The organism is Streptomyces flavofungini, from assembly GCF_014650815.1.
Classification (GTDB): Bacteria; Actinomycetota; Actinomycetes; order Streptomycetales; family Streptomycetaceae; genus Streptomyces; species Streptomyces flavofungini.
In genome coordinates this window covers 1-24,303 of record NZ_BMVR01000005.1, presented here as the reverse complement: position 1 = coordinate 24,303, position 24,303 = coordinate 1, and the positions used below count along the sequence as shown (strand labels likewise).

General features: G+C 71.5%; 22 protein-coding genes and 1 pseudogene. 16 read left to right on the top strand and 7 right to left on the bottom strand.

Translation table 11 applies throughout. The annotated features are described in order from the left end of the window. Positions 1 to 270: 270 nt before the first annotated feature. Positions 271 to 1,710, top strand: coding sequence for an FG-GAP-like repeat-containing protein (locus tag IE274_RS13485; RefSeq protein WP_190115963.1), 1,440 nt, complete (start codon positions 271 to 273; stop codon positions 1,708 to 1,710). A gap of 107 nt (positions 1,711 to 1,817) precedes the next feature. Here IE274_RS13485 and IE274_RS13480 read toward each other — a convergent pair whose 3' ends face one another. Beyond that, on the bottom strand, positions 1,818 to 2,816 hold the full coding sequence (locus IE274_RS13480) for an inorganic phosphate transporter (protein ID WP_190115962.1): 999 nt from the start codon (positions 2,814 to 2,816) through the stop codon (positions 1,818 to 1,820). A 9-nt stretch (positions 2,817 to 2,825) separates the two neighbouring features. Continuing rightward, positions 2,826 to 3,446: a DUF47 domain-containing protein gene (locus IE274_RS13475; protein WP_190115961.1), complete on the bottom strand. Its 621-nt coding sequence runs from the start codon at positions 3,444 to 3,446 to the stop codon at positions 2,826 to 2,828. 167 nt (positions 3,447 to 3,613) lie between these two features. Here IE274_RS13475 and IE274_RS13470 point away from each other — a divergent pair, with 167 nt between their 5' ends. Next, the gene (locus IE274_RS13470) at positions 3,614 to 3,982 is read left to right on the top strand and encodes a metal-sensitive transcriptional regulator (RefSeq protein WP_190115960.1); all 369 of its coding nucleotides are present in this window, start codon (positions 3,614 to 3,616) and stop codon (positions 3,980 to 3,982) included. An 83-nt stretch (positions 3,983 to 4,065) separates the two neighbouring features. Here the strand turns inward: IE274_RS13470 and IE274_RS13465 are convergent, their stop codons facing one another. Both IE274_RS13465 and IE274_RS13460 read right to left on the bottom strand, forming a co-directional pair. Beyond that, positions 4,066 to 4,263 carry a hypothetical protein gene (locus tag IE274_RS13465; protein ID WP_190115959.1) on the bottom strand — a complete coding sequence of 66 codons (198 nt, stop codon included), beginning with the start codon at positions 4,261 to 4,263 and terminating at the stop codon, positions 4,066 to 4,068. A 109-nt stretch (positions 4,264 to 4,372) separates the two neighbouring features. Further along, positions 4,373 to 5,203 (bottom strand): SCO4651 family lipoprotein, encoded by an 831-nt coding sequence (locus IE274_RS13460; protein WP_190115958.1) that lies wholly within the window; start codon positions 5,201 to 5,203, stop codon positions 4,373 to 4,375. Between the two features lie 123 nt (positions 5,204 to 5,326). On the opposite strand from IE274_RS13460, the gene IE274_RS13455 reads away from it, so the two are divergent. Then, entirely contained in the window at positions 5,327 to 5,485 is a 159-nt protein-coding gene (locus IE274_RS13455) for a hypothetical protein (protein WP_190115957.1), read from the top strand. A 78-nt stretch (positions 5,486 to 5,563) separates the two neighbouring features. Beyond that, the gene (locus IE274_RS13450) at positions 5,564 to 7,141 is read left to right on the top strand and encodes an FAD-binding oxidoreductase (RefSeq protein ID WP_190115956.1); all 1,578 of its coding nucleotides are present in this window, start codon (positions 5,564 to 5,566) and stop codon (positions 7,139 to 7,141) included. Positions 7,142 to 7,199: 58 nt separating this feature from the next. On the opposite strand, the gene IE274_RS13445 is transcribed toward IE274_RS13450, so the two are convergent. Together IE274_RS13445 and IE274_RS13440 are read right to left on the bottom strand one after the other, a co-directional pair. Beyond that, positions 7,200 to 7,907: a phosphatase PAP2 family protein gene (locus IE274_RS13445; protein ID WP_190115955.1), complete on the bottom strand. Its 708-nt coding sequence runs from the start codon at positions 7,905 to 7,907 to the stop codon at positions 7,200 to 7,202. A 546-nt stretch (positions 7,908 to 8,453) separates the two neighbouring features. After that, positions 8,454 to 9,455, bottom strand: a pseudogene (locus tag IE274_RS13440) (C40 family peptidase); the annotation flags it as partial. Positions 9,456 to 9,617: 162 nt separating this feature from the next. Here IE274_RS13440 and IE274_RS13435 point away from each other — a divergent pair. From IE274_RS13435 to IE274_RS13400, 8 genes are all read left to right on the top strand, one after another. Then, entirely contained in the window at positions 9,618 to 9,833 is a 216-nt protein-coding gene (locus IE274_RS13435; protein WP_190115953.1) for a DUF397 domain-containing protein, read from the top strand. Between the two features lie 202 nt (positions 9,834 to 10,035). Continuing rightward, entirely contained in the window at positions 10,036 to 12,027 is a 1,992-nt protein-coding gene (locus tag IE274_RS40055) for a hypothetical protein (protein WP_268255571.1), read from the top strand. A 364-nt stretch (positions 12,028 to 12,391) separates the two neighbouring features. Continuing rightward, positions 12,392 to 12,700, top strand: coding sequence for a DUF8827 family protein (locus IE274_RS13425; RefSeq protein ID WP_030363595.1), 309 nt, complete (start codon positions 12,392 to 12,394; stop codon positions 12,698 to 12,700). A 181-nt stretch (positions 12,701 to 12,881) separates the two neighbouring features. Then, complete coding sequence (locus IE274_RS13420; protein WP_190115952.1) at positions 12,882 to 13,724, top strand: DUF8175 domain-containg protein; 843 nt, start codon at positions 12,882 to 12,884, stop codon at positions 13,722 to 13,724. After that, positions 13,714 to 15,045 (top strand): hypothetical protein, encoded by a 1,332-nt coding sequence (locus tag IE274_RS13415; protein WP_190115951.1) that lies wholly within the window; start codon positions 13,714 to 13,716, stop codon positions 15,043 to 15,045. The genes IE274_RS13420 and IE274_RS13415 overlap by 11 nt, the downstream gene beginning before the upstream one ends. Then, positions 15,042 to 16,601, top strand: a complete 1,560-nt coding sequence (locus IE274_RS13410) for an SCO6880 family protein (RefSeq protein ID WP_190115950.1) — start codon at positions 15,042 to 15,044, stop codon at positions 16,599 to 16,601. Before IE274_RS13415 ends, IE274_RS13410 begins: the two co-directional genes overlap by 4 nt. 28 nt (positions 16,602 to 16,629) lie before the next feature. Continuing rightward, positions 16,630 to 18,060 carry an ATP-binding protein gene (locus IE274_RS13405; RefSeq protein WP_190115949.1) on the top strand — a complete coding sequence of 477 codons (1,431 nt, stop codon included), beginning with the start codon at positions 16,630 to 16,632 and terminating at the stop codon, positions 18,058 to 18,060. A 1-nt stretch (position 18,061) separates the two neighbouring features. Beyond that, the gene (locus IE274_RS13400) at positions 18,062 to 19,708 is read left to right on the top strand and encodes a type IV secretory system conjugative DNA transfer family protein (RefSeq protein WP_229909523.1); all 1,647 of its coding nucleotides are present in this window, start codon (positions 18,062 to 18,064) and stop codon (positions 19,706 to 19,708) included. A 62-nt stretch (positions 19,709 to 19,770) separates the two neighbouring features. On the opposite strand, the gene IE274_RS13395 is transcribed toward IE274_RS13400, so the two are convergent. Continuing rightward, complete coding sequence (locus IE274_RS13395) at positions 19,771 to 20,337, bottom strand: GNAT family N-acetyltransferase (protein ID WP_190115948.1); 567 nt, start codon at positions 20,335 to 20,337, stop codon at positions 19,771 to 19,773. Between the two features lie 158 nt (positions 20,338 to 20,495). Here IE274_RS13395 and IE274_RS13390 point away from each other — a divergent pair, with 158 nt between their 5' ends. The 4 genes from IE274_RS13390 to IE274_RS13375 are packed head-to-tail and all read left to right on the top strand — an operon-like array spanning position 20,496 to position 24,227. Next, complete coding sequence (locus tag IE274_RS13390) at positions 20,496 to 21,425, top strand: ATP-binding cassette domain-containing protein (protein WP_190115947.1); 930 nt, start codon at positions 20,496 to 20,498, stop codon at positions 21,423 to 21,425. Continuing rightward, positions 21,422 to 22,228 carry an ABC transporter permease gene (locus tag IE274_RS13385; RefSeq protein WP_190115946.1) on the top strand — a complete coding sequence of 269 codons (807 nt, stop codon included), beginning with the start codon at positions 21,422 to 21,424 and terminating at the stop codon, positions 22,226 to 22,228. The genes IE274_RS13390 and IE274_RS13385 overlap by 4 nt, the downstream gene beginning before the upstream one ends. Positions 22,229 to 22,239: 11 nt before the next feature. Further along, positions 22,240 to 23,544 (top strand): sensor histidine kinase, encoded by a 1,305-nt coding sequence (locus IE274_RS13380; RefSeq protein ID WP_190116453.1) that lies wholly within the window; start codon positions 22,240 to 22,242, stop codon positions 23,542 to 23,544. After that, a complete protein-coding gene (locus IE274_RS13375) occupies positions 23,541 to 24,227 on the top strand; it encodes a response regulator (protein ID WP_190115945.1) in 687 nt (228 codons plus the stop codon). The genes IE274_RS13380 and IE274_RS13375 overlap by 4 nt, the downstream gene beginning before the upstream one ends. The last annotated feature ends 76 nt before the right edge of the window (positions 24,228 to 24,303 follow it).

The window sequence follows — 24,303 nt, the reverse complement described above, 5'->3', positions numbered from 1 at the left end:
GCACGAGTTCCCCGCGGTGCTGCATGGCGGTGCCACCGCAGGGACGAAGAAGGGCCCGCCCCCTGGCTCCCGGGGGGCGGGCCCGTTTCTCGTTCCGGCCACCGGCTCTCACCCCGTTCCCGTTCCGGCCACCGGCTCTCACCCCGGCCCCGCCCCTGCCGCATCCCGGCGTCACCACAACTATCCGCACCTCCCAGCGGTCAACTCCGGCATCAGGAACACGGCCGGTTCCCGTTCCCGGCCCGGCACACACCCTGGGGGGACCCTCTCTTGCGCAGCACCACCTACCTGACGGCCGCGGCCTGCGCCGCCGCGCTGCTCACCCTCACCGCCCCGGCCCAGGCGGCTCCCACCGCCAAGGCCCCCACCGCGAAGACCGCCTCGGCGAAGCCGGCCGCCGACTTCAACGGCGACGGCTATCCGGACCTCGCCATCGGCGCGCCCAGCGCCAAGATCGACGGCATCAAGCGGGCCGGTCTCGTCTCCCTCGTCTACGGCTCGGCCGAGGGCCTGAAGTACGACGAGCAGCAGCTCGTCAGCCGGGCCACCCCCGGCGTCCCGGGCGAGCCCAGGGCCAACCAGTACGGCTGGGGGCTCCAGGCCGGCCACGGCGACCTCGACGCCGACGGCTACGACGACCTGCTGATCAGCGACGGCCCCGGGATGCTCGTGCTGTGGGGCGGCAAGGACGGCATCTCCGGCGGCACCGAAGTGCCCACCGGCGAGGGCACCACCCAGTCCCCGGCCTTCCGCCAGGCCTGGCAGCGGATCGGCGACGTCAACGGCGACGGCAAGGCCGACATCGTCGGCGCCGCCCAGGTCGGCCCGCAGACACAGGCCAACTGGGGCCTCGGCACGCTGTACGGCCCCTTCGACCGCGGCACCGGCAAGGCGGCCTCCGTCCAGTTCCGCGACACCACCGCCAAGGACGGGGTGGCCGCGACCAGCGCCCAGGTCGGCGACATGACCGGCGACGGCATCGACGACGTGGTGACCATGGGCACCGGCCCCAGCCCGTCCGACGGCTGGCAGGCCCGCGTCCTGAAGGGCACCCGCGACGGCTACGTCCCCGGCGGCAGGCTCGACGCCCGCCACGGCGGCACCTTCGGCGACCTCAACGGCGACGGCTACCAGGACTTCGTCGGCACCCCGCAGGACTACGACACCGACAACAGCGGCGGCATCACCGTCACCTACGGCGGCCCGGACGGCGTGAGCACGACCCTGCCCGGCCGCCGCTACGACCAGGACAGCCCGGGTGTGCCCGGCGTCGACGAGAAGGGCGACCGCTGGGGCACCGACGTGGCCGTCGGCGACCTGGACGAGGACGGCTACGGCGACATCGTCGTCGGCGCCTCCTGGGAGTCCGCCACGGATCCGGCCACGGCCGTGTCCGGGTCGGTCACCATGCTGCGCGGCAGCAGCACCGGCGTCACCACCAAGGGCGCCAAGGTCCTCACCCAGAACTCCCAGGGCATCCCCAGCACCTCGGAGAAGTCGGACCACTTCGGCGAGGCGGTCACCGTCGTCGACGGCGACAAGGACGGCAGGCCCGAGGTCTACGTGGGCGGCATGGGCGAGGACACCTTCGTCGGCCGCACCTGGCAGCTCCCGACCGACGCCACCGGCGTGACCGGCACCGGCGCCAAGAGCTTCAACCTCGGCGGCGGCTACGGCTCCGCCCACTTCGGCGAGTACTTCGCGAAGTAGGCACGTACGCGGAGAGCCAAGGCCGTACGCACGGGCTCGTACGCAAAAAGTGCCCCCGGCCCGGATCACCACGATCCAGGCCGGGGGCACCCCCGCATCCCGCACCCCTACAGGAACGCGAGATTCACGATCCAGAAGCTCAGCGCCGCGACCAGCGCGGCGGCCGGCATCGTGATGAACCAGCCGAGGATGATGTTCTTGGCGACGCCCCAGCGCACCGCGTTCACCCGCTTGGTCGCACCCACACCCATGATCGCGGACGTGATGACGTGCGTCGTGGAGATCGGCGCGTGGAACATGAACGCGGTGGTGAACATGATCCCCGCGCCCGTGGTCTCGGCGGCGAAGCCCTGCGGCGGGTCCAGCTCGATGATCTTGCGGCCGAGGGTGCGCATGATGCGCCAGCCACCGGCGTACGTACCGAGCGACAGCATCACCGCACAGGCGATCTTGACCCAGATCGGGATCGGGTCACCGGCATCCTCGACATCGGCGATGACCAGGGCCATCACCACGATGCCCATGGTCTTCTGCGCGTCCTGCAGACCGTGGCCGAGGGCCATACCGGCCGCCGAGACGGTCTGCGCGATGCGGAAGCCCCGCTTGGCCTTGTGCGGGTTGGACTTGCGGAACATCCACATGATCGCGCACATCACCAGATAGCCGACCAGCAGACCGACGAGCGGCGACAGGAACATCGGGATGACGATCTTCTCGACGACCCCGGACCAGATCACCCCGATGCCGCCCGCGAGCGCCGCGCCCACCAGACCGCCGAACAGCGCGTGCGACGAGGACGACGGCAGGCCGTAGTACCAAGTGATCAGGTTCCAGACGATGGCGCCGACCAGACCGGCGAAGAGGATCCACATCCCCTTCTGGCCGTGCGGCGTCTCGATCAGCCCCTCGCTGACCGTCTTGGCGATGCCGGAGCCCAGGAAGGCACCGGCGAGGTTCATGACCGCGGCCATGGCGAGCGCCGCGCGTGGCGTCAGCGCACGCGTGGAGACGGAGGTGGCGATGGCGTTCGCGGAGTCGTGAAAGCCATTCGTGTACGTGAAACCGAGCGCGACGCCAATGGTCACGATCAACGCGAAGGTGTCCATGGAGGTGCCTCAGGACTCCTTGACCGCGATGGTCTCCACCGTGTTGGCGACGTGCTCGAACGCGTCGGCCGCCTCTTCCAGCACATCGACGATCTGCTTGAGCTTCAGCACCTCCATGGCGTCGTACTTGCCGTTGAAGAGGTGGGCGAGCAGCTTGCGGTGGATCTGGTCGGCCTGGTTCTCCAGGCGGTTGACCTCGATCCAGTATTCGGTGAGGTTGTCCATGGTGCGCAGATGCGGCATGGCCTCGGCCGTCAGTTCGGCGGCGCGGGCGAGCACCTCGATCTGCTGCTCCACGCCCTTGGGGAGCTCCTCGACCTGGTAGAGCACGACCAGGTCGACGGCCTCCTCCATGGCGTCCATGATGTCGTCGAGCGAGGACGCGAGGGAGTAGATGTCCTCGCGGTCGAACGGCGTGATGAACGAGGAGTTCAGCTGGTGGAAGATCGCATGCGTCGCGTCGTCCCCCGCGTGTTCGGCGGCCCGCATACGCTCAGCGATCTCGGCTCGGGCCGAGGCGTCGGCCCCGAGCAGTTCCATCAGGAGCTTGGAGCCGGTGACGATGTTGTCCGCGGATGCGGCGAACATGTCGTAGAAGCTCGTCTCCCTGGGGGTCAGACGAAATCGCACGTGGGGTCCTCGGGGTGCTTTGGATGCGGTCAGGCTGATGCTAGGCGCATCATCCGGCCACGGCTAACCGGCCGGACCCCAGTGTCGCCCATCAGGCACAGTGATCAGCACACCACCCGAGGAATCGGCTACCCTATACCCACCAGGGGTATGCACAGGAGGACGCGATGACGACCACAGAAGCGGCCGCCACGGCCACGACCGAAGCGCCCTCCGGCGAGGACCAGGCGGCAGCGGCGGGCGAGGCCCACCAGACACACGGCTACCACAAGCAGAAGGACGAGCACCTCAAGCGGCTGCGCCGCATCGAGGGCCAGATCAGGGGCCTGCAGCGGATGGTCGAGGAGGACGTCTACTGCATCGACATACTCACGCAGGTCTCCGCCGGCACGAAGGCCCTGCAGTCCTTCGCCCTCCAGCTCCTTGAGGAGCATTTGCGCCACTGCGTCGCGGACGCCGCGGTCAAGGGCGGCGACGAGATCGACGCGAAGGTCGAGGAGGCGACGAAGGCGATCGCGCGGATGCTGCGCACCTGACGCGATGTGACGCTCACGGCACGCGGTGCGGGCGGGGTGGGTGGGGAGCTCCGCCGCGCGGCGGCGGACACGGCGACCAGGGCCTACGGCCGGGACTCGTCCCGGGCCACCCCACCGTCCACCCCGTCGGAGACCCTGAGCACCTCGTCGATCCGGTCGGCGCTGAGCCGCTCACCGCGCGCGGCGGACGCCGCGATGATCAGTTCTCCGCACAGCTCGATCTCGGCGAGGGCAACGTGGTCCTGAACTGCCGTTCCGCCCACCGGGGCCACGTCCACCACCTCTTCCTGACCACACTCGTGCCGGTATCGGCTTCCTAGAGTAGGGAGCGGCCTACGCACCGCGCATGGCACGGACGGACCATATTCCACCCCTCACCCGTACAACGGCTCAGCGCTCGGCGATCTTCCCGGCGAAGAGGTCCGCGTCCTTCGGGAGCCGCACGGCCACCGGCGTCCCGTACCCGTACAGCGACGTCGTCGACACCACCGTCGCGTCGTTGACCTGGAACCGGTGGCGCACCTCACGCAGCCGCCCGCGCCCGTCGAGGTAGGCGTCGAAGGGCACCCCGGACTTGCTGAACCCTTTCTCCACCGCGGCCCCGAGCGCCGGTCGGTGCTCCTTCGAGGCGGCCCGCACGGCCCGCGCGAGGTCCACGACGCCGCGGTAGTGCCGCACGTCGACGCCGTCGATCCGGGTCCGCTCCACGTACGTCACCTCGCCCGCGCCGCGCAGGAGTTCGGCGGCGGCGAACGGGTCGGTGGCGCCGCCGGTGACGAGGTTCCCATCGGACAGGGACGCCGTCTCGATGCGCACCCACTTGTCGGCGGGCACGCCCGCGCCGCGGTTCTTCATGTACAGGTCCCCGCCCGCGAGCAGCTCGGTGACCGGCGGCCTGCGCCCGGCGGAGCTGCCGGCCGGGTCCTCAGGCAGGACCACGTCGAGGCGGCCGACGCGGCGCCGGAAGTCGTACCCGCCGCGGCCCGTGACGGTCACACGGGTGCCGCCGCTGGCCATCTCCATGGCCGTGCGCGCCTTCGAACTCCCGGCGCGCACCAGGGCGTCGGGGGCGGCACGCACCGTACCGACGGGGTCGGCCGCCGCCGGGTCGTCGCTCGCCGCGGCCCCGTCACCGGCGCACGCCGTGGCCAGCGCCATCAGCCCCGCCGCGGCGACCCCGGCGGCCGCTCTGCCCTTGTGCTGCCCGTGCTGCTGCCCCATCGCCCCGTCGACCCCCAGCCTCTCCGTGCGTCGGCCGTCCGGCCCCTTGCCGTTTCGACTAACGACCGGTACGAGGGGTCGTCACGCGGGAGCGGGTTCACCCGGCGGGCGTACCGTGGTCGGGTGGCTGAGCAGCGACCCCCGGAACCGCACCGGACCTCCACCGTCGAGAACGGCCCGTTCTGCGCCGCCCGGTGCACCTGCGGCTGGCGCGGCCCGGCCCGCAGAGCCCGCAGCAGAGCCCGCACGGACGCCGCCGATCACATGACCCAGGCGCTGTAGCCGTTCCCGCCGCCCGTCGGTGGGAACCCGTGGGGCGCCCGCGCCGTCTCGTTGTGCGGGAAGCAACGGGAGGGCCTCATGCAACGACGTACGTTCCTCGGAACGACGACCGCCGCACTCGCGGCGGCCACCACCGCCTGCACCAGCGGCGCGGACACCAAGGCGAGCGGCACCGACACGCCGAAATCGGCGCGCGCCAGCGGCACCACCACCCCCATCAAGACGGCCGCCGCCTCCGCCCCGGCCAGCCTCGCCGCCCTGGCCCGGGACCTGGACGGCACCCTGGTCCGCCCCGACGAGGCCGCCTGGGCCACCGCCCGCCAGCTCTACAACACCCGCTTCGACAACCTGAAGCCCACCGCCGTCGCCTACGTCGCGGGCGTCGACGACATCCGCACCACCCTCGCCTACGCCCGCGCCCACGACACCCCCGTGGCCATCCGCAACGGCGGCCACTCGTACGCGGGTTGGTCCTCCGGCACCGGCCGCCTCGTCATCGACGTGTCGAAGCTGAACCGCGTCCGCTCCAGCGGCACCACCGCCACCATCGGCGGCGGCGCCAAGCTCATCGACGTCTACCGCGCGCTCGCCGCGAAGGGCGTCACCATCCCCGCGGGCTCCTGCCCCACCGTCGGCATCAGCGGCCTGACCCTCGGCGGCGGCCACGGCGTGGTCTCCCGCGCCTACGGCCTGACCTGCGACAGCCTCACCGCCGCGACGATCGTCACGGCGGACGGCAAGCAGATACGGGCCAGCAAGAGCGAGCACAAGGACCTCTTCTGGGCGCTGCGCGGCGCGGGCAACGGCCAGTTCGGCATCGTCACCGAGCTGACCTTCCGCACCCACCCCGCCCCGCAGGCCGTCTCCGCCTACCTGACCTGGCCCTGGTCGAAGGCCGCCGCCGTCCTCAAGGCCTGGCAGGAGTGGGGCCCTTCGCAGCCGGACGAGATCTGGTCGTCGGCGCACCTCGCCGCGGTGCCGGGCGCCACACCCACCATCTCCGTCGCCGCGTTCTCCCTCGGCACCTACGGCTCGCTGCAGAACGCCGTCGACCGCCTCGCCGACAAGGTGGGCTCCCCGGCCCGCAGCGTCTCCCTGAAGCGGCGCTCGTACGAGCAGGCGATGGAGGTGTACGCGGGCTGCTCGTCGTTCGCCTCGGACGCCCAGTGCCATCTGCCGGGTTCGACGCCGGGCCGCACGCCGAGCGGCGCGCTCGGCCGGGAGACGTACGCGGCCCGCTCCGACTTCTTCGACCGCTCGCTGTCCGCCGCCGGCATCCGGGCGCTGCTCCACCAGATCGAGGGCGTGCGGGGCGAGCGCGGCACCGCGGGCAGCATCGCCCTGACCGCGCTCGGCGGCGCCATCAACCGCGTCGACCCGACGGCCACGGCGTTCGTCCACCGCCGCTCACGGATGCTGGCCCAGTACATCGTGTCCTGGCGCGCGGGCACCTCCGGCTCCACGGCCCAGTCCTGGCTGAACACGGCCCACACCGGGATGCGGCGGTACGCGTCCGGGGCGGCGTACCAGAACTACGCGGACCCGACGCTCACCAACTGGCGGGAGGCGTACTACGGGCAGGCGGCGCCGCGCCTGAAGAAGCTGAAGAAGAGTTACGACCCGACGCGCTTCTTCTCGTTCCCGCAGGCGCTGTAGCCGTTCCCCGGGCGGCCCCGCAGCCGTTCCCCGGGCGGCCCCGCAGCCGTTCCGCGGGCTAGGCCGCCAAGTCCCGCTCGTCCGCCCCCGGCGCCGCCTTCTCCTGGTCGGTCAGCGCGGCGACCGGCTCGACGTCACCGGGACCGCGCCACACCAGCCGGGACGCCCTCCCCGAGCGGGCGACGGCCTTGGTGACGGGCGTCAGGAGGGCCATGGCGAGCGGCGAGAGCAGCAGCGCGACCGCCGTGCCGAGCGCGAACCCGCCGACCACGTCGGTGGGGTAGTGCACGCCCATGAAGACCCGGCAGAAGCCCTCGGCGACGGCGAGCGCGATCCCGGCGACGCCGAACTTGCGGTTGGCGACGAAGAGGCCGACGCCGATGGCCATGGCGAGCGTCGCGTGGTCGCTCACGAAGGAGTAGTCGGTCTTGCCGTCGACCAGGACCTCCAGGCCCTGGTGGTCCTTGAACGGCCGCGGGCGTTCCACGAAGCCTCTTATCGGCACGTTCACCAGGACGGCGACACCGGCGGCGAGCGGCGCCCAGACGACGGCGGCGACGGACGAGGCCGCGTCGTCGAGGACCGGGCGGCGGCGGGCTCCCCACCAGCACCACACGACGAGCAGGACCAGGGCGAGCAGGAGTCCGTACTCACCGACGAACTCCATGGTCCGGGCGAGCCAGCCGGGGGCGTCCGCGGCCAGGCCGTTGATGTCGTAGAGCAGGCTGACGTCGGGGTTCGACCCGGAATCATCGAGTCCAGCCATGATGCTGTGGCCCCTTGTCCTCGCACTCGCGAGCGCACGCGGTCGTGCGCCCTTCCCTCAACCCCCGTGGTCAGTGCAGTCGTGCCGCTGGTTCAGTGCTCCCCGCGCTGTTCTTCGCGTACGTGCCGTACCAGACAAGGGAACGCCTGGTCCCCTTCCATACGTTCCACTCTCCACCGAAAGATCACTCAGACGTTATCGAAGAGAGATTCATCGCCGCAGCTCAGGGGGTTGCTCTGACGGAGGGTTCAAGCCAGCTCAAGCGCCGCGCGCGCCGTGCGCGCGCCCTCCGCTCCCCGGCGGGACGGTCGACGGCGCGGGTCCGGGTCAGACCTCGACGCCCTCGTCCGCGGGTCGCCCGGAGGGACGGCCGGTGGGCCCTCCCGAAGGCGAATCGGAAGGTTCCTCGGCGGGTCCGCCTTCGGGATCCACGCCCGAGCCCTCTTCCGGCTTCGTCGACTCGTCAGGTTTCGCAGGCTTCTCTGATTTCTCCGGCTTCTCCGGCTTCTCAGCTTTCCCTCCGGACCGCTCCACGAGCTTCTCCACCGGCTTCTCGGGGATCGCTTTTGCGCCATCTTTGGTGACCCGCGTGGCCCCGAAGTAGTCCGGCGTATCGACCGGGTCGAAGCGGATCACCGCGCCGGGCCGGGGGGCGTCGATCATGTAGCCGCCGCCGACGTAGATCCCCACGTGCCGGATGGCGCGCGAGTTGCTGAGGTCGTCCGAGAAGAACACCAGGTCACCGGGGAGCAGTTCCTCCCGCTTGGGGTGCGGCCCGGTGTTGTACTGGTCGTTGGCCACCCGCGGCAGGTCGATGCCGACACTGCGGTACGCGGCCAGGGTCAGCCCCGAGCAGTCGAACTTGCCGCCCTGGTCGGCGGTTCCGTTGCCGCCCCACAGGTACTCGGTGCCGAGCTTCTTCTGCGCGTAGTAGATGGCGCCCGCCGCCTGCTGCGAGGGATTCACCCGGTCGATGGGCCGGGCGAAACTCTTCTCCAGGGTCGTGATGATCTTGACGTAGTTCTGCGTCTCGCGATACGGGGGCACCCCGCCGTACTTGATCACGGCGTACGCGCCCGCGTTGTACGCGGCGAGCATGTTCTTCGTCGGATCGCCGGGCGCGTCCTTCACGTACTTGGCGAGCTTGCAGTCGTACGAGGCCGCGGACGGGATGGCGTCCTCGGGGTCCCACACGTCCCGGTCGCCGTCGCCGTCGCCGTCGAGCCCGTGCGAGGCCCAGGTCCCGGGGATGAACTGCGCTATCCCCTGCGCCGCCGCCGGGCTCTGCGCGCGCGGGTTGAACCCGCTCTCCTGGTAGAGCTGCGCGGCGAGCAGGGCCGGGTTGATGGCCTTGCAGAGATTGCCCCACTTCTTCACCAGCGGCTGGTACGAGGCGGGCACGGCACCCTTGGCGAGCCCGACGTTCCCGCCGCCCCCCGACTGCTCCGCGAGGCTCCCCGCCGCGACGAAGGTCCCGACGACGAGCAGCATCATGAATCCTATGGACCCGCTGAACGCGACGCCCGCGAGCAACCATGCCTTACGCACCGTCAACCGCCCTTCCGCCACCGGGAGTCCGCCCGGCCTCAGTGTAGGGGCGGGGGCGCCGCCACAGGGCTGTTGAGCACGCGGCCCACGGGAGTTTTCCGGGGGCGCGCACCGGCTCCCGGGCTACGGTGATCCCACCCCGCGTCACCAAGGAGGACGGCCATGCCCGACACCCCCGCCGACCTCGACTGGGTCCGCGCCGCCCCGGCCGGGCCGGACGGCCCGGGCCCCTGGATCGAGCTCGCCTTCGGCCCCGGCGACACGGTGCACCTGCGCACCACCGACAGCCCGGACCGCGTCGTCACGACGACCCGCAGGAAGTGGGACGCGTTCGTACTCGGCGTACAGGCCGGAGAATTCGACCACTTCGCGGAGTAGCCCTCACGCTCATGGCCGAACCCGCCCCGCACCCCGCGCCAGGCGCGCGCCGGAGCGGAAACTGCCCGTGACGGGCGATTGACGCAGCGCCAACTTTGGCGGAATGTAGGGGAGTTGGGTCGACCCATGGGGATGGGGAACGTCGACCCGTACGCACACCCGTGCTCGGTGGTGTGCGTCCTACGGCTGGGGGGAGCCGACCGTGGCAACCGACGGACCGCGCGACGAGCCGAGAGACGAGCCCGGGGACGAGCCCCGGGACCGGCGACCGGAGGACGGCACCGCAGGCCAGACGGCTGACAGCGTCCAGCCTTACGCCTCTGACGCCCCGGTCGACACCTCGGGGAGCACCGCCCCGGGGGCCGACGCCCCGGGCAGCTTCGGTCCGCCCCCGGCACAGCCTCCGGCCGCACCCGCGCAGCCTGCGCCGCCCGCACCGCACGCCCAGCCCGCACCGCACGCCCAAGCCGCACCGCCCGCCCAGCCCGCCTCACCCCCGCCGCCCTCCTACGCCCCGGCCACACCACCCGCACCACCCGCCCCGACTACCCCGGCCGCACCGGTCCCAGCCGCGTACGGCCCGCCCGCGTACGGCCCGCCCCAGCACCCCCAGCCCGCACCCTCGGCCTCGCCCGCACCCTCGCCCTACGGCACCCCCGAACTCCTGGAGCCCCCGGCCACCCCCAGGGCGCCCGCGCCGGACCCCGGTCCGCCGGAGCCGCTGCGGCCGGTCGCCGCCGCGCTGCTCAACCTGACCGGGCTCGGCCTCGGTTATGTGCTCATCCGGGCCTGGGTGCCCGCCGCCCTGTGCTGGGCGGCCACCGCCGCGCTGCTCCTGGTCGCCCTGCCCGCCGACGTGGACGGCGTCCCGGGCGGCGCCCTGCTCGGGTACGCCGTGGTGCTCGTGCTCGCCGCCGCCGACGCCGCCCGCCGGGCCCGCCGCACGCCCATCGGCTGGCGGCTGCGCGCACCCATCGCCGCCGGGCTCGGCATCGTCCTGCTCGCCGTCCCCGCCTCCGGCGCCCTCGCCTACGACTCCGCGCAGGACGAGGCCGTCGAAGAGATGCTGCTCGACCGCCTCGACAAGGCCGACCGGCTCGTCAAGGCGCAGGAGGGCCGCCCGTTCACGGCCACCGAGAGCGAGTACCGCGACGCCCTCGGCACCTACCGCGGCCTCCTCCGCGACCACGCCGGCTCGCGCGCCGCCGACCGCGTCCCCGACCGCCTCGACACGTACTACAAGTCCGTCGCCGCGCCCTACGCCGACCGCCAGTACTGCGAGGCCATCGAGCCGCTGAAGTACCTGCGCACCCTGCCCGACAGCCTCGGCAAGGACCGCCTCGGCCGCCTCGCCAGCTGGCCCGACAACCGCCTCGCCGACTCCTTCTACGCCTGCGGCATGACCTCCCTCGGCAAGACCGGCGGCGGCACCGACCTGCGGGAACTCATGAGCACCTTCCCGACGTCCGCCGCCGCCGCGAAGGTCGTCCCCGGCATCCGCGCCGCCGTCGACGAACGCGCCGACGAACTGAAGGGCCCCGACCCCTGCTCGGCCACCACCGAGCTGCGCGCCATCCGCACCACCGCCGAGACCCTGCCCGGCGACACCGCGGCCCCGCTCCGCGCGAGGACCTCGGCCACCATCCGGTCCGGCAGCTACGCCTGCGGCGTCGACGACTTCAAGGACGGCCGCTACGCGGAGGCCGCCAAGACGCTCTCGGGCTTCGCCGACACGTACAAGGACAGCGGCAAGCGCAAGCGCGCCCGCACCATCGCCATCGCCGCCGAGGTCGCCGCCGCCCGCCCGCAGGCGGGCCACAAGCTGCCCGCGCAGCGCGGACCCGGCTCCGGCCAGGAGTTCGTCATCAAGAACGACGGCCCGAGCACCGTCGAGATCCTCTTCACCGGCCCCGCCACCGGCAGCATCAAGCTCGGCCCCTGCCTCGGCTGCACCACGTACAGCTCCCGGGCCGACGGCCGCGCCAAGGCCTGCAAGGCCAGCGGCCGGAGCTACCCGCAGAAGACCCTGCGGCTGCCCGCCGGCGAGTACCACTTCCTCTACAAGCGCGGCACCGGCGCCGGCAACCTGGTCCGCGACCACAGCGACGGCGCCAAGGTCCAGGGCGGCTACCGCTACACGGACTGCGCGTACGTCGTCCGCGGCGGCCTCGGCGACTTCGAAGGCCTGCGCTGACACCCGCCGCCCCCACGCCGAACACCCGCCGATCGCGCCCCGCCCCCGACCTGACGCCCCGTCTGGAAGCCTCGCCCCGGGCCCGCCTGAGTTGACGTCAGTGGCCACGCCGGACATTCATTGCCCGACGTCACCCCGCGTGATACACAGAGTGACCATACGTTCCTTCGTATAGCGTTCTGCGCCCGCCGCCGAACGCCTACGCGGGCTGCGTACGACGAAACGTGCGAAGTCGGCCAACAAATGACGTCAAGGCGGCACGCGCCGGACCGATTGTCAGCGACAATGAGCCTCGTCCTCTGCACTGGGTAGGCAGAGGCGGGCAGAGGCGCGAGAACAACCCACTAGGGGCGGTGAGTTACACATGCTTATGGCAGCCGAGAAGGGCGACATCAACACCATCATCGGTGGGATCGCCCCCGACTGGGGCCCCTTCGGGAGCCTGGGCAACGAGGCGCGGGTGATGATCGAGGTGGTGATGGCGGTCGCCATCCTGCTGTGCCTCGGCATCGCGATCTGGGGCGCCGCCAAGCAACGCATCGGCGCGACGGCCCTGCGCGACACCTTCAGCGCGGAACAGGGCAAAGGCCTGATCATCGCCGGTCTCACCGGCGTCTTCATCATCGGCTCGCTGGGCACGCTGTTCACCATCGTCTACGGCATGGCGGTCTGACACCCGCTCCCCGGCTTCCACCGGATTCCCCCCCGTCCGACGCGCCCACCGGCTGAGGTTGCAACTCCCTGATGTCCAGTCACCACACCGCGCCCGCGCGGGTGCCGGCCCGGCTACCGTCGTATCGGGTGCACCTGGCGGTTAGCGCGGTCAAGCAAGAGGTTGAGGGGACGTACGCGGCATGAGCGATGACGATGACCTCTTCGGCGGCACGGGCGAGACCCGGACGCGGCTCCCGGAGGGCGACGGCGCCGACGGGTACGGCTCCCGCAGACCAGGACGCGGCGCGGGCCGGTCCCCCTCCCGCAGCGTCGTCACCGTCATCGGCGTCGTCGTCCTCCTCATCGCCGCCATCGCCTTCGCCAACCGCGACGACTCGTCGTCCGACGGGGGCGGGGACGGGGGGCGCGGGGGCGGCAAGGGGACGGAGGCCGCGCCCACGGCTCCTACGGGGGAGAAGCCGGTGAGCGGCAAGGGCGCCACCGGCATCGCCTCGGGGTACGCCAAGAGCCAGCAAGGGGCCCAGAGCGCCGCTGCCAACTACGCCGTGGCGCTCGGCTCCGCCGAGATGTTCGACAAGTCCAAGCGGGACGGCATCCTCAAGGCCATCATGGCCCCGGCCAGCGTGGGCAGGTTCAAGGCGGACCTCGACAAGGCGTACACCGCCGACTTCTTCAAGAACGTGGGCCTGAAGGCGGACGGCAGCACGCCGAGCGGCTTCCAGTTCGTCTCCCGCACCAGCCCGATCGGCACCAAGGTCACCGAGTTCGCCGACGGCAGGGCCACCGTGGCCGTCTGGTGCGGCGGACTGCTCGGCCTGGCCGGTGAGCAGTCCACCAAGCCGGTCACCAGCAGCTGGTTCACCATCACCATGCAGCTGGAGTGGGTCGACGGCGACTGGAAGATCACCACGCACTCCCAGAAGGAAGGTCCCGCCCCCGTCCCGGGCGACGACCGCGCGTCCAACTCCGACGAGATCGCCAAGGCGGTCGAAGGGTACGGAGGGTTCACGTATGCCCGGTAGCCGCCGCCGTCCCGTCCTCACAGTCACCGCCGCCGTCGCGGCCGTGCAGACCGCCGTGCTCCTCTTCGCCACGCGCGCCGCGGCCGCGCCCGACGACGACCCCTGCGCGCTGATCCACGGCCCCGCCAAGAAGTACTGCGAACAAGGCGAAGGCGGCGACAGCGGCACCCCCAAGTCCCCCACCGACGACGGCGCCTTCTCCAAGCTCGACCCCCTCTCCTCCCTCGCCCGTGGCTTCGGCGACGCCGCGTCCTGGATCGTCAACAAGCTCACGGAGTATGTGAACGACACCGCCGCGGTGGACTTCACCAACGAGAAGTTCCTCCAGCAGTACGCCGTGGTGTTCGCCGCCTCGACCGTCCTGACGCTGATCGTGTGGCTGCTCGCCGTCGCCAAGCGCGCGATCCGCGGCGTACCGATGCTCACCGCACTGTCCGAAGCCATCGGATTCCTGTGGCTGACGGTCCTCGCCTCCGCGTTCACCCCGCTGATCCTCGCCACCGTCGTGTCCGCCACCGACGGCATCTCCGAGGTGCTCGCCAAATCGGTGGGCGGCGAGACCGACAAGTTCTTCGGCACGTTCTCGCAAGCCCTGGACAAGGGCACCGACATCGGCGGCGGCCCGATCATGCTGATCGTCGTCTCCGCCGTGTCCATCGCCGCCGCCGGCATCCTCTGCCTGGAACTGGTGATCCGCGCCGCCATGCTCTACGTCGGCGCGCTCCTCGGCACCGTCGTCTACTCCGGCCTCGTCGACAAGAACACCTGGGGCCGCATCCGCCGCTGGGCCGGACTGATGGTCGCGATCATCCTGGTGAAGCCGATCATCGTGATCGTCCTCGGCATCGCGGGCGCCCTGCAGGGAGAAGACGGGCCGGACTCCCTGTCCGCCGTCGTGTCCGGGCTCTCCGTCATCCTCCTCGCCATCTTCGCCAGCGCCTCCATCTACCGCTTCGTCCCCGGCTTCGGCGACGACATCATGGCCACCCGCAACAACCGCCTCATGCGCGGCGCCGAGAACCGCGCCGCCACCGCCCTCAACTCACCCGCCGCCTGGGTCGCCCAGGGCATCCGCACCCACAGCGCGCGCTCCAACGGCAAGGCTGGCGGCGGCAAGGCGGGCGGCGGCGACGCCCCGCCCCAGCCCGCCACCGCCAACGCCGTCGGCAGCGGTGTCTCCACCCACGGCCACCGCTCCGGCTCCCCCAACGGCGGCGGAACTGTCCCCTCCGCCGCACCCCCGCCCCGTACCAGCCCCTCCAACACCCCCCACGCGGGCAACCGCGGCCGTCCGAACAGCACTGGAGGTGAAGGGCGTTGACGACCCAGTCCCATGTGTCCCCACCGGTCACGCCCCGCCGCACCTATCTGATCGGCCGCGCCCGGCCGAACGCCATCATCGGCCGCAACCGCGAGACCGGCGAGATCGCCCTCATCATCGGCGGCGCCTTCCTCGGCATGATGTGCGGCATCCTCATCCCCTTCCTCCTCCCACGCATCCTGCTGCTCATGGGCTTCCCCCTGATCGCGATCGCGGCCGTGTACCTCCCCTTCAAGGGACGCACGTTCTACAAGTGGTTCGAGATCAACCGCAGCTACAAGCGCTCCCTGCGCCGCGGCACCACCTACCGCTCGTCCGTCGCCGAGGCCGGAGTGCGCCTCGACGGACGCGAGGTCGAGATCGGCCCGCCGCCCGGCATCGGCCGCATCAACTGGCTCGCCGCGCCCTTCGGCCCGGACGAGATCGCCGTACTCCTGCACGCCGACCGGCGCACCGTCACCGCCGCCATCGAGATCGAGGGCCCCGGCGTCGGCCTGCGCGACAGCGAGGACCAGGAAGCCCTCGTCGACCGCTTCGGCACGCTCCTCAAGCACGTCGCCAACGGCGACGGCTTCGTCACCCGCATCCAGATGCTGGCCCGCACCCTGCCCGCCGACCCCGACGCGCACGCCAAGGACGTCACCAACCGCGGCGACGACCGGGCCCTGCCCTGGCTCCAGCACAGCTACGAACAGCTCCAGTCCATGGTCTCCACCAGCAGCGAGCAGCACCGCGCCTACCTCGTCGCCTGCATGCACTACTCCCGCGACCTCGCCGCCGAGGCCCAGGCCATGGCCCGCGCGTCGCGCCCGCACGGCGGCAAGAAGCTCGACAAGGACGCCGGGCTCGCCGTCGTCATGGCCCGCGAGCTCACCGACATCTGCTCCCGCCTCCAGGAAGCCGACATCCGCGTCCGCCAGCCCCTCGGCCAGGGCCGCCTCGCCTCCCTCGTGCACTCCATGTACGACCCCGACCACCCCATCGACCACCTCCAGGCCATGACCAAGCGCAACGCCTGGCCCGCCGAACTGGACGCGATGGAGCCCACGTACCTGCAGGCGAAGACCCGCGAGTCGTCCACCCGCGCCCCCTGGTGCCACGCCACGGCCTGGGTGAAGGAGTGGCCCATGACCCCGGTCGGCGTGAACTTCCTCGCGCCCCTCCTGGTCCACACCCCCGACGTCATCCGCACCGTCGCCGTCACCATGGACCTGGAACCCACCGAGGTCGCCATCGAGCGGATGCTCACGGAGAAGACCAACGACGAGGCCGAGGCCAGCCGCCAGGCCAAGATGAACCGCACCGTCGACCCCCGCGACATCGCCTCCCACTCCCGCCTCGACCAGCGCGGCGAGGACCTGGCGAGCGGCGCCGCGGGCGTCAACCTGGTCGGCTACATCACGGTGTCGTCCCGCTCCCCCGAAGCCCTCGCCCGCGACAAGCGGACCATCCGGGCTTCGGCCGGAAAGTCGTATCTGAAGCTGGAGTGGTGCGACCGCGAGCACCACCGGGCATTTGTGAACACGCTGCCGTTCGCGACCGGCATCCGGCGATGAACCTCAACGGTAGGGGTGTGAAGGTGCGATGCGGGACCCGCTGACCGTCCTCACGGACGCGTTCACGTCCTTCCTGTTCGGCAAGGTCGAGACGACCCGCCTCCCGGTGCGTACGTCGACGGGCCAGGCCCAGGCGGTCTACCTGCCGACGGCCGCGCCCGGCCTCGGCGACTCGGGCGTGATCATCGGCCGTGAGGTGTACTCCGGCAAGGGCTACATCTACGACCCGTTCCAGCTGTACGGCCAACAGCTCCCGGCACCGCACTGGCTGGTGCTCGGCGAGTCCGGCAACGGCAAGTCCGCCCTGGAGAAGACGTACGTCCTGCGGCAACTGCGGTTCAAGGACCGCCAGGTCGTCGTCCTCGACGCACAGGGCGAGGACGGCGTCGGCGAGTGGAACCTCATCGCGCAGGAGCTGGGGATAACCCCCATCCGGCTCGACCCGACGGCCGCCCTCGACATGGGCATCCGCCTCAACCCCCTCGACCCCGCGATCACCACCACGGGCCAGCTCGCGCTGCTGCGCACCATCATCGAGGTGGCGATGGGGCACGGCCTGGACGAGCGCTCCGGCTTCGCGCTCAAGGTCGCGCACGCCTACGTCAACGAGACCATCGTCGACCGCCAGCCCGTCCTCACCGACATCGTCGAGCAACTCCGCCACCCCGAACCGGAGTCCGCCGAGGCCATGAACGTCGCCATAGACGACGTCCGGGCCTGGGGTCTGGACGTGGCCCTCGTCCTCGACCGGCTCGTGGACGGCGACCTGCGCGGCATGTTCGACGGCCCCACCACCGTCGGCATCGACCTCGACGCCCCCCTCATCGTCTTCGACCTCTCCCACATCGACCGCAACTCCATCGCCATGCCCATCCTCATGGCGATCGTCGGCGTGTGGCTGGAGCACACCTGGATCCGCCCCGACCGGAAGAAGCGCATCTTCCTCGTCGAGGAGGCCTGGCACATCATCAACTCGCCCTTCGTGGCGCAGCTCTTCCAGCGCCTGCTGAAGTTCGGCCGCCGCCTCGGCCTGTCCTTCGTCGCCGTCGTCCACCATCTCTCCGACGTCGTCGACGGCGCCGCCGCCAAGGAAGCCGCCGCCATCCTCAAAATGGCCTCGACCCGCACCATCTACGCCCAGAAGGCCGACGAGGCCCGCGCCACCGGCCGCGTCATCGGCCTGCCCCGCTGGGCCGTCGAGATCATCCCCACCCTGACCCCCGGCATCGCCGTCTGGGACGTCAACGGCAACGTCCAGGTGGTCAAACACCTCATCACGGACACGGAACGCCCCCTGGTGTTCACCGACCGCGCCATGACGGAGTCCGCGAGCGACCTGCTCGCCGACGACGCCCTCGCGGCGGCCGAACGGGAGGCGGAGGAAAGGGCCGCGTACATGGAACAGCAGATGGGCGACGGGCCCGCCGGGTCCTCCGGCTCCCGGTCGACGGTGGCGTGACATGACGCAGGATCGGCACGGGCAGGGGCCCGGCGGCCACGGCCACGGCGGGCAGGGGACGGGCGGGCGCGGCGGCGTACCGGACGGCCTGCTCGTGGGCGGCCTCGCCTTCGTGCTCGGCATGGTCGTCCTGATCTGGTCGTCCACGGGCATCGCGGCCTGGTGGGCGCACGGCGAGTGGCCGGACGGGGTGACCTTCGGCAAGACCCCGCCCGCGGTACGCCACCTCGCCCAGGAACCCCACGACGTCCACGGCGCCTGGCCCGAAACCCCCGCCACCCAGCTCTCCGGCTACGGCCTCCTCTGGGGCTTCCTCATCGGCCAGGTCATGGTCCTCGTCGTCCTGACGGTCTTCGTGATGGGAACGGTCACCCGCTTCAGAGCGGTACGAAGGGCACGCCGAGCGGAAGCCCAGAAGGCAGCGACAAGCGATCCCACGCCGCAGGAGCAGCCTGCCCCACCCGCTGTGGGCAGCGCCGATACTCCGCTACCCGCTGTGGGCAGCTGGTCCGCCCAGAGGGCGATAGGGGCATCCCCTGCTCGAGCGAAGCCGAGAGCTTGGGGAAGGGTGGGCACAGCCCAGGCCGACGGCGCCCCGACGGAAACGGCCACCCCGCCCGCCCCGGCGGCAGAGTCCGACGCCGCGGCGACGACAGCCCCCACCCCGGCACCCCCGGCGTCCCCAGACATCGACCTCACCAAAACCCCCACGGTCCCCACCCCCCGTACCCCCCTGGTCCTGGGCACCCCGGAAACCCGCCGCCCCCTGGCGGCCCAAGCCATCGCGGACGCAGAATCCGCAGCCCTGATCATCACCTCGGACCCCACCCTCTGGGAGGAGACCAAGGACGCCAGAGCGAAGCTCGGCCCGGTCCTGGTCTACGACCCCTCCCACCTCTGCGACACCCCGGCCCGCCTCCACTGGCCCCCCACCACCGGCTGCGAGGACAACCAGACAGCCGCCCACCGGGCCAGTTCCCTCCTCGCCCCCATCAGACCCAGCGCCAAACTGGACACCGCGGTGGCCGACACGGCGGAAACCCTGCTCCGCAGCTTCCTGCACGCCGCGGCCATCGACGGCCGCAACATCAAGCACGTGCACCGCTGGGCCCAGGGCACCCAGGTCCAGGACGCGGTCCGCGTCCTGCGCACCCACCCCAAGGCGGCCCCGGGCGCGGCGGGCGAACTGGAGTCGGCCCTCACCGCGCACACCGAACGCCGGGACATCGCCCAGGAGTTGACGGCCCGCGCCCTCGCCGCCCTGTTCACCGTCAACGTACGGGAATCCTGCACGCCGAACCGAACTGACGCCCTCACCCTGGATTCCTTCATCGATGAAGGGGGCACGCTTTTCGTGGTGGGCGAGGCCATCGAGGACCCCAAGACGAACCCCGGCGCGATGCCTCTCCTGACGGCACTCGCCTCCAGCGTGGTCGAGCACGGCCGGCGCATGGCCGAACGGTCATCCTCCGGTCGGCTCGACCCACCAATCACCCTCGTCCTGGACGACGTGGCCGCGGTCGCCCCGCTCCCGCAACTGCCGGAGCTGCTCGCCACCGGCCCGGAGCGGGGCATGCCCACCCTGGCCCTGCTCCGCTCCCGCGAGCAGGGCCGCGCCCGCTGGCCCCACGACGAACTGGCCGGCTGAACCACCATCGCTACTAAAACGAGCGTTCTACTCAGCCGAACAGGAGGTACCGAGCCAGGGGTTCAGGCGACCGCCCGCTCCAACACCATCTCCCGCTCCCGCGCCCCCGGATCCCCCGGCACCGGCACGACCTCCCCGCTGGGCACGAACCCGAACTTCCGGTAGAACGCCTCCGCGCGCGGATTGTGCTCGTGCACGAACAACCGCACCCGCTCCACCCCGGCCCCCTCGCCCTCCGCGGCCCGGGCCCACTCGACGGCCGCCGAGAACAACGCCTCGGTGACCCCCGTACCCCGGTACTCGGCCCGGACGAAGACCCCCACGAGATGCGCCTGCCGCACCGACGAGCCCGCCCCGAACACCCCCTGCGTACCCGGCTCCTCGATCAGCACGGTCACCGAACCCGCCCAGACGCCGTCCGGCCCCTCCGCGACGAACTGCCGCACCGGTCCGCCCGGCGACGCGCCGCCCTCGGCCCGCTCCTGCCAGAACTCGTCGGACTTCATGGCGGCGTTCTCGTACGTCTCCAGGAAGGCGACCGGCGCCGCCGGGTCCTGCAGAGCGAGGAGCCGCAGCTCACGGACCTGTCGCCATTCGTCGGCGCGCACGGGGCGTATGACGTGTTCCATACACCGATCTTGAGCGGACGGCCGACCCGACGCAACGCCTTTCACCCGGCGCCCCCCACGCCGACCGTCGACGCCGTCGTACCCCGGTACTACTCCCCGCCCGACGAAGAGACCCCGGTCCGACGCGCCCGACCCCGCCCCGACGCGACCATCGACCCATGATTCGGGCACACGGACTCACCAAACGCTATGGCGGGAAGAACCCCAAGACCGCCGTCGACGACCTCTCCTTCGAGGTCCGCCCCGGCACCGTCACCGGCTTCCTCGGCCCCAACGGCGCGGGCAAGTCCACGACCATGCGCATGCTCCTCGGCCTGGACGCGCCGACGTCCGGGCGCTGCACCGTCGGCGGCCGGGCGTACGCCGGACACAGCGCGCCCCTCACAGAGGTCGGCGCGCTCCTGGAGGCCCGTTCGATCCACCCGGGCCGCTCCGCGTACCACCACCTGATGGCCCTCGCCCACACCCACGGCTTCCCGCGCTCCCGCGTCGAGGCCGTCCTCGGCACGACCGGCCTCTCGGACGTCGCGGGCCGCCGCGTGAAGGGCTTCTCGCTGGGCATGGGCCAGCGCCTCGGCATCGCGGCCGCCCTGCTCGGCGACCCGGCGACGCTCATCCTGGACGAGCCGGTCAACGGCCTGGACCCGGAGGGCGTGCTGTGGATCCGCAACCTCCTCAAGGCACAGGCCGCCGACGGACGCACCGTCCTCGTCTCCTCGCACCTGATGAGCGAAATGGCCGTGACCGCCGACCACCTCATCATCGTCGGCCGCGGCAAACTGCTCGCGGACACCACGGTCGAGCGCTTCGTACGGGACTCCGGCACCGGCTCCGTCAAAGTCGTCTCCCCCGCCGCCGCCCACCTCGCCGAACTCCTCGCGGGCCCCGCCGTGACCATCACCAGCGACACCCCCGGCACCCTCGACATCCGCGGCACCGACGCCGAGCACATCGGCCGCACCGCCGCCGCCCACGCCGTCCCGCTGTTCGAACTCACCCCGCACAGCGCGTCCCTGGAGCAGGCCTTCATGGACCTCACCCACGACTCCGTCGAGTACGTCACGCCCCTGGAAGGAGCCGCGGCATGACCACGGACACCCGCACCCCGCCCGCGCCCGCGCCCGCCCGGAGCCCGTACCGCGTCACCACGGCCCGCGTCCTGCGCTCCGAGTGGCACAAGCTGTGGACGCTCCGCACCACCTGGATCACCCTCATCGCCGCGGTCGCCCTCGTCCTCTCCGTCGGCATCACGATGGGCTCCACCTACGACGGCGACGACTCCGACGTGGACACCGTCGTCTTCGTCCTCTTCGGCACCCAGCTCTCCCAGATCTGCTTCGCCGTCCTCGGCATCCTCGTCACCGCGGGCGAGTACGCGACCGGCATGATCCGCGCCTCCCTGACCGCGGTGCCGCGCCGCCGCCCCGTCCTGTGGTGCAAGACCGCCGTCTTCGCCACGGTCGCCTTCACCCTGTCCCTCGTCACGAACATCGTCACGTTCCTCGTCGCCCAGATCTGGCTGTCCGGCACCGACAAGGAGCTGTCCCTCACCGACTCCGGCGTCCTCGGCGCCCTCACGGGCAGCGCCGCCGCCATCACCCTGCTCAGTCTCATCGCCCTCGGCATGGGCGCGCTGCTCCGCTCGGTACCCGGCGGCATCGGCGCCTTCGTCGGCGCCGTCCTGGTCCTGCCGGAAGTCATCGGCACCCTCCCCCTCGACGCGGTCGACACCGCCGTCAAGTACTTCCCCGCCCAGGCCTCCGCGTCCCTCGGCTCCCTCACCCGCGTCGAGGACACCGTGTCCGCCGGCACCGGCCTGCTGACCCTCGCCCTCTGGGCGGCGGCGATCCTGGTCGCGGCATCGGCTCTGCTCAAGCGCCGGGACGTGTGAGTACCGAGCACATGTACGAGATCCAGTACGTGTACGAGGATGAGCCGGTGACCCAAGACGTGGACCAGCACCCGCTCACCCGGCACATGCAGCGGCTGACACAGCGGGCGCGCGCCTTCGACGGGCGCCGCCCGCTGGTCTGGGACCTGCTCGTGACGGGGTTCTTCGTCGTGGCGGCGGGCATCGACTACCTGGGCGACGGCTGGCGCAACATCGCGCAGAACACGGACCTCCCCGGCTGGCTCGTCGCCGTCCTCACCCTCGGCATGTCGCTGCCGCTGCTGTGGCGCCGCACCCGGCCGATGGCGGTCCTCACCGTCATGGTGGGGTTCGGCGTGGTCAACAGCGCGTCCGGCGCGATGCTCCAGATCGCGCTGGTCCAGCTCATCGTCCTGTTCAACATCGCGCTGCGGCTGCCCCTGAAGACCCTGGGGTGGGCGGGTGTGCTGATGCTGGTGCCCCTGGTGGTGGGCACGGTCCGCTATCCGACGGGCAGTTGGGACCAGCAGATCGTCCCGCAGGTGTGGGCGTACACCCTGGTCGCGCTGCTCGGCATCGCGGTGCGCTCCCGTCAGGACTACACCCGCGCCCTCGTCGAGCGCGCCCGCCAGCTCGAGGTCGAACGCGACCAGCAGGCACGGCTCTCCGCCGCCGCCGAACGCACCCGCATCGCCCGCGAGATGCACGACATCATCGGCCACAACCTGTCCGTCATCACCGGCCTCGCCGACGGCGGCAGGTACGCGGCCGCCAAGTCCCCCGAGCGCGCCGCCCAGGCCCTCGACGCCATCGGCTCCACGAGCCGTCAGGCCCTCGACGAACTGCGCCGCCTCCTCGACGTGCTGCGCGAGGAGACCCCCGAGGCCGCCGGAACGCCCGAGGCCGCCGAGCTCGCCCCGCAGCCCGCCCTCACCGACCTGGACCGCCTCATCGACGGCGTCCGCGCGGCGGGCCTGCCCGTCCGCAGCACCTTCCACGGCCGCGCCGACTCCCTCCCCCAGGGCCAGCAACTCACCGTGTACCGCGTGGTGCAGGAGGCCCTGACGAACACGCTGAAGCACGCGGGGCCGGGGGCGACGGCCGCGGTCGAGGTCTCGTACGCGGCGGACGGCGTGCGGGTGACGGTCACGGACACGGGGCAGGGCGGGGCGCTCTCCGACACGGGCCGCGGCCTGACCGGCATGCGGGAACGAACCGCCTTGTACGCGGGGACACTTGAGGCCGGCCCGCGTCCGCACCCCGAGCCGGGCTGGCAGGTCCGTCTCCGACTCCCCCGCGCCACCGCTCCCCTCTCGCTTAAGGAATCCGCTCAGTGACGACCGTCCTCATAGTCGACGACCAGCCCTTGCAGCGCTTCGGCTTCCGCATGCTCCTGGAGAGCCAGGACGACATGACGGTGGTGGGGGAGGGCGGCCATGGCCAGGACGCGGTCCGCATGACGTCCGGCCTGCGTCCGGACGTGGTCCTGATGGATGTGCGCATGCCGGACATGGACGGCATCGAGGCGACGCGTCGCATCGTCGCGTCCGGGTCGAGCGCTCGGGTCCTGATCCTGACGACGTTCGACCTCGACGAGTACGCGTATGCGGGGCTGCGGGCGGGCGCGTCGGGTTTCCTCATCAAGGACGCGCTGCCGGAGGAGCTGCTTTCGGGGATACGCGCGGTGGCCACGGGGGACGCGGTGGTGGCGCCTCGCCTGACGCGCCGCCTCCTGGACACGTTCGCGCACCAGCTGCCGTCGGGTACGGGCGCCGAGGCCGCCTCCGCTTCCGCCGACCCGGCGAAGCATCCGCTCCTGTCTTCCCTGACGGATCGCGAGCTGCAGATCCTCACGGTGATCGGCCAGGGCTGGACGAACACGGAGATCGCCGCCCGGCTGCATCTCGCGGAGTCGACGGTGAAGACGCATGTGGGCCGCATCCTGGCGAAGACGGGCGCACGGGATCGGGTGCAGGCGGTCATTCTGGCGTACGACACGAAGCTGGTGCGGCCGTCTTAGGCCGGGCCACCGCCTTACTGCCCCTAAACGCAGAAAACCCCCGCACCAAAGGTGCGGGGGTTTTCTCTAAAATTAG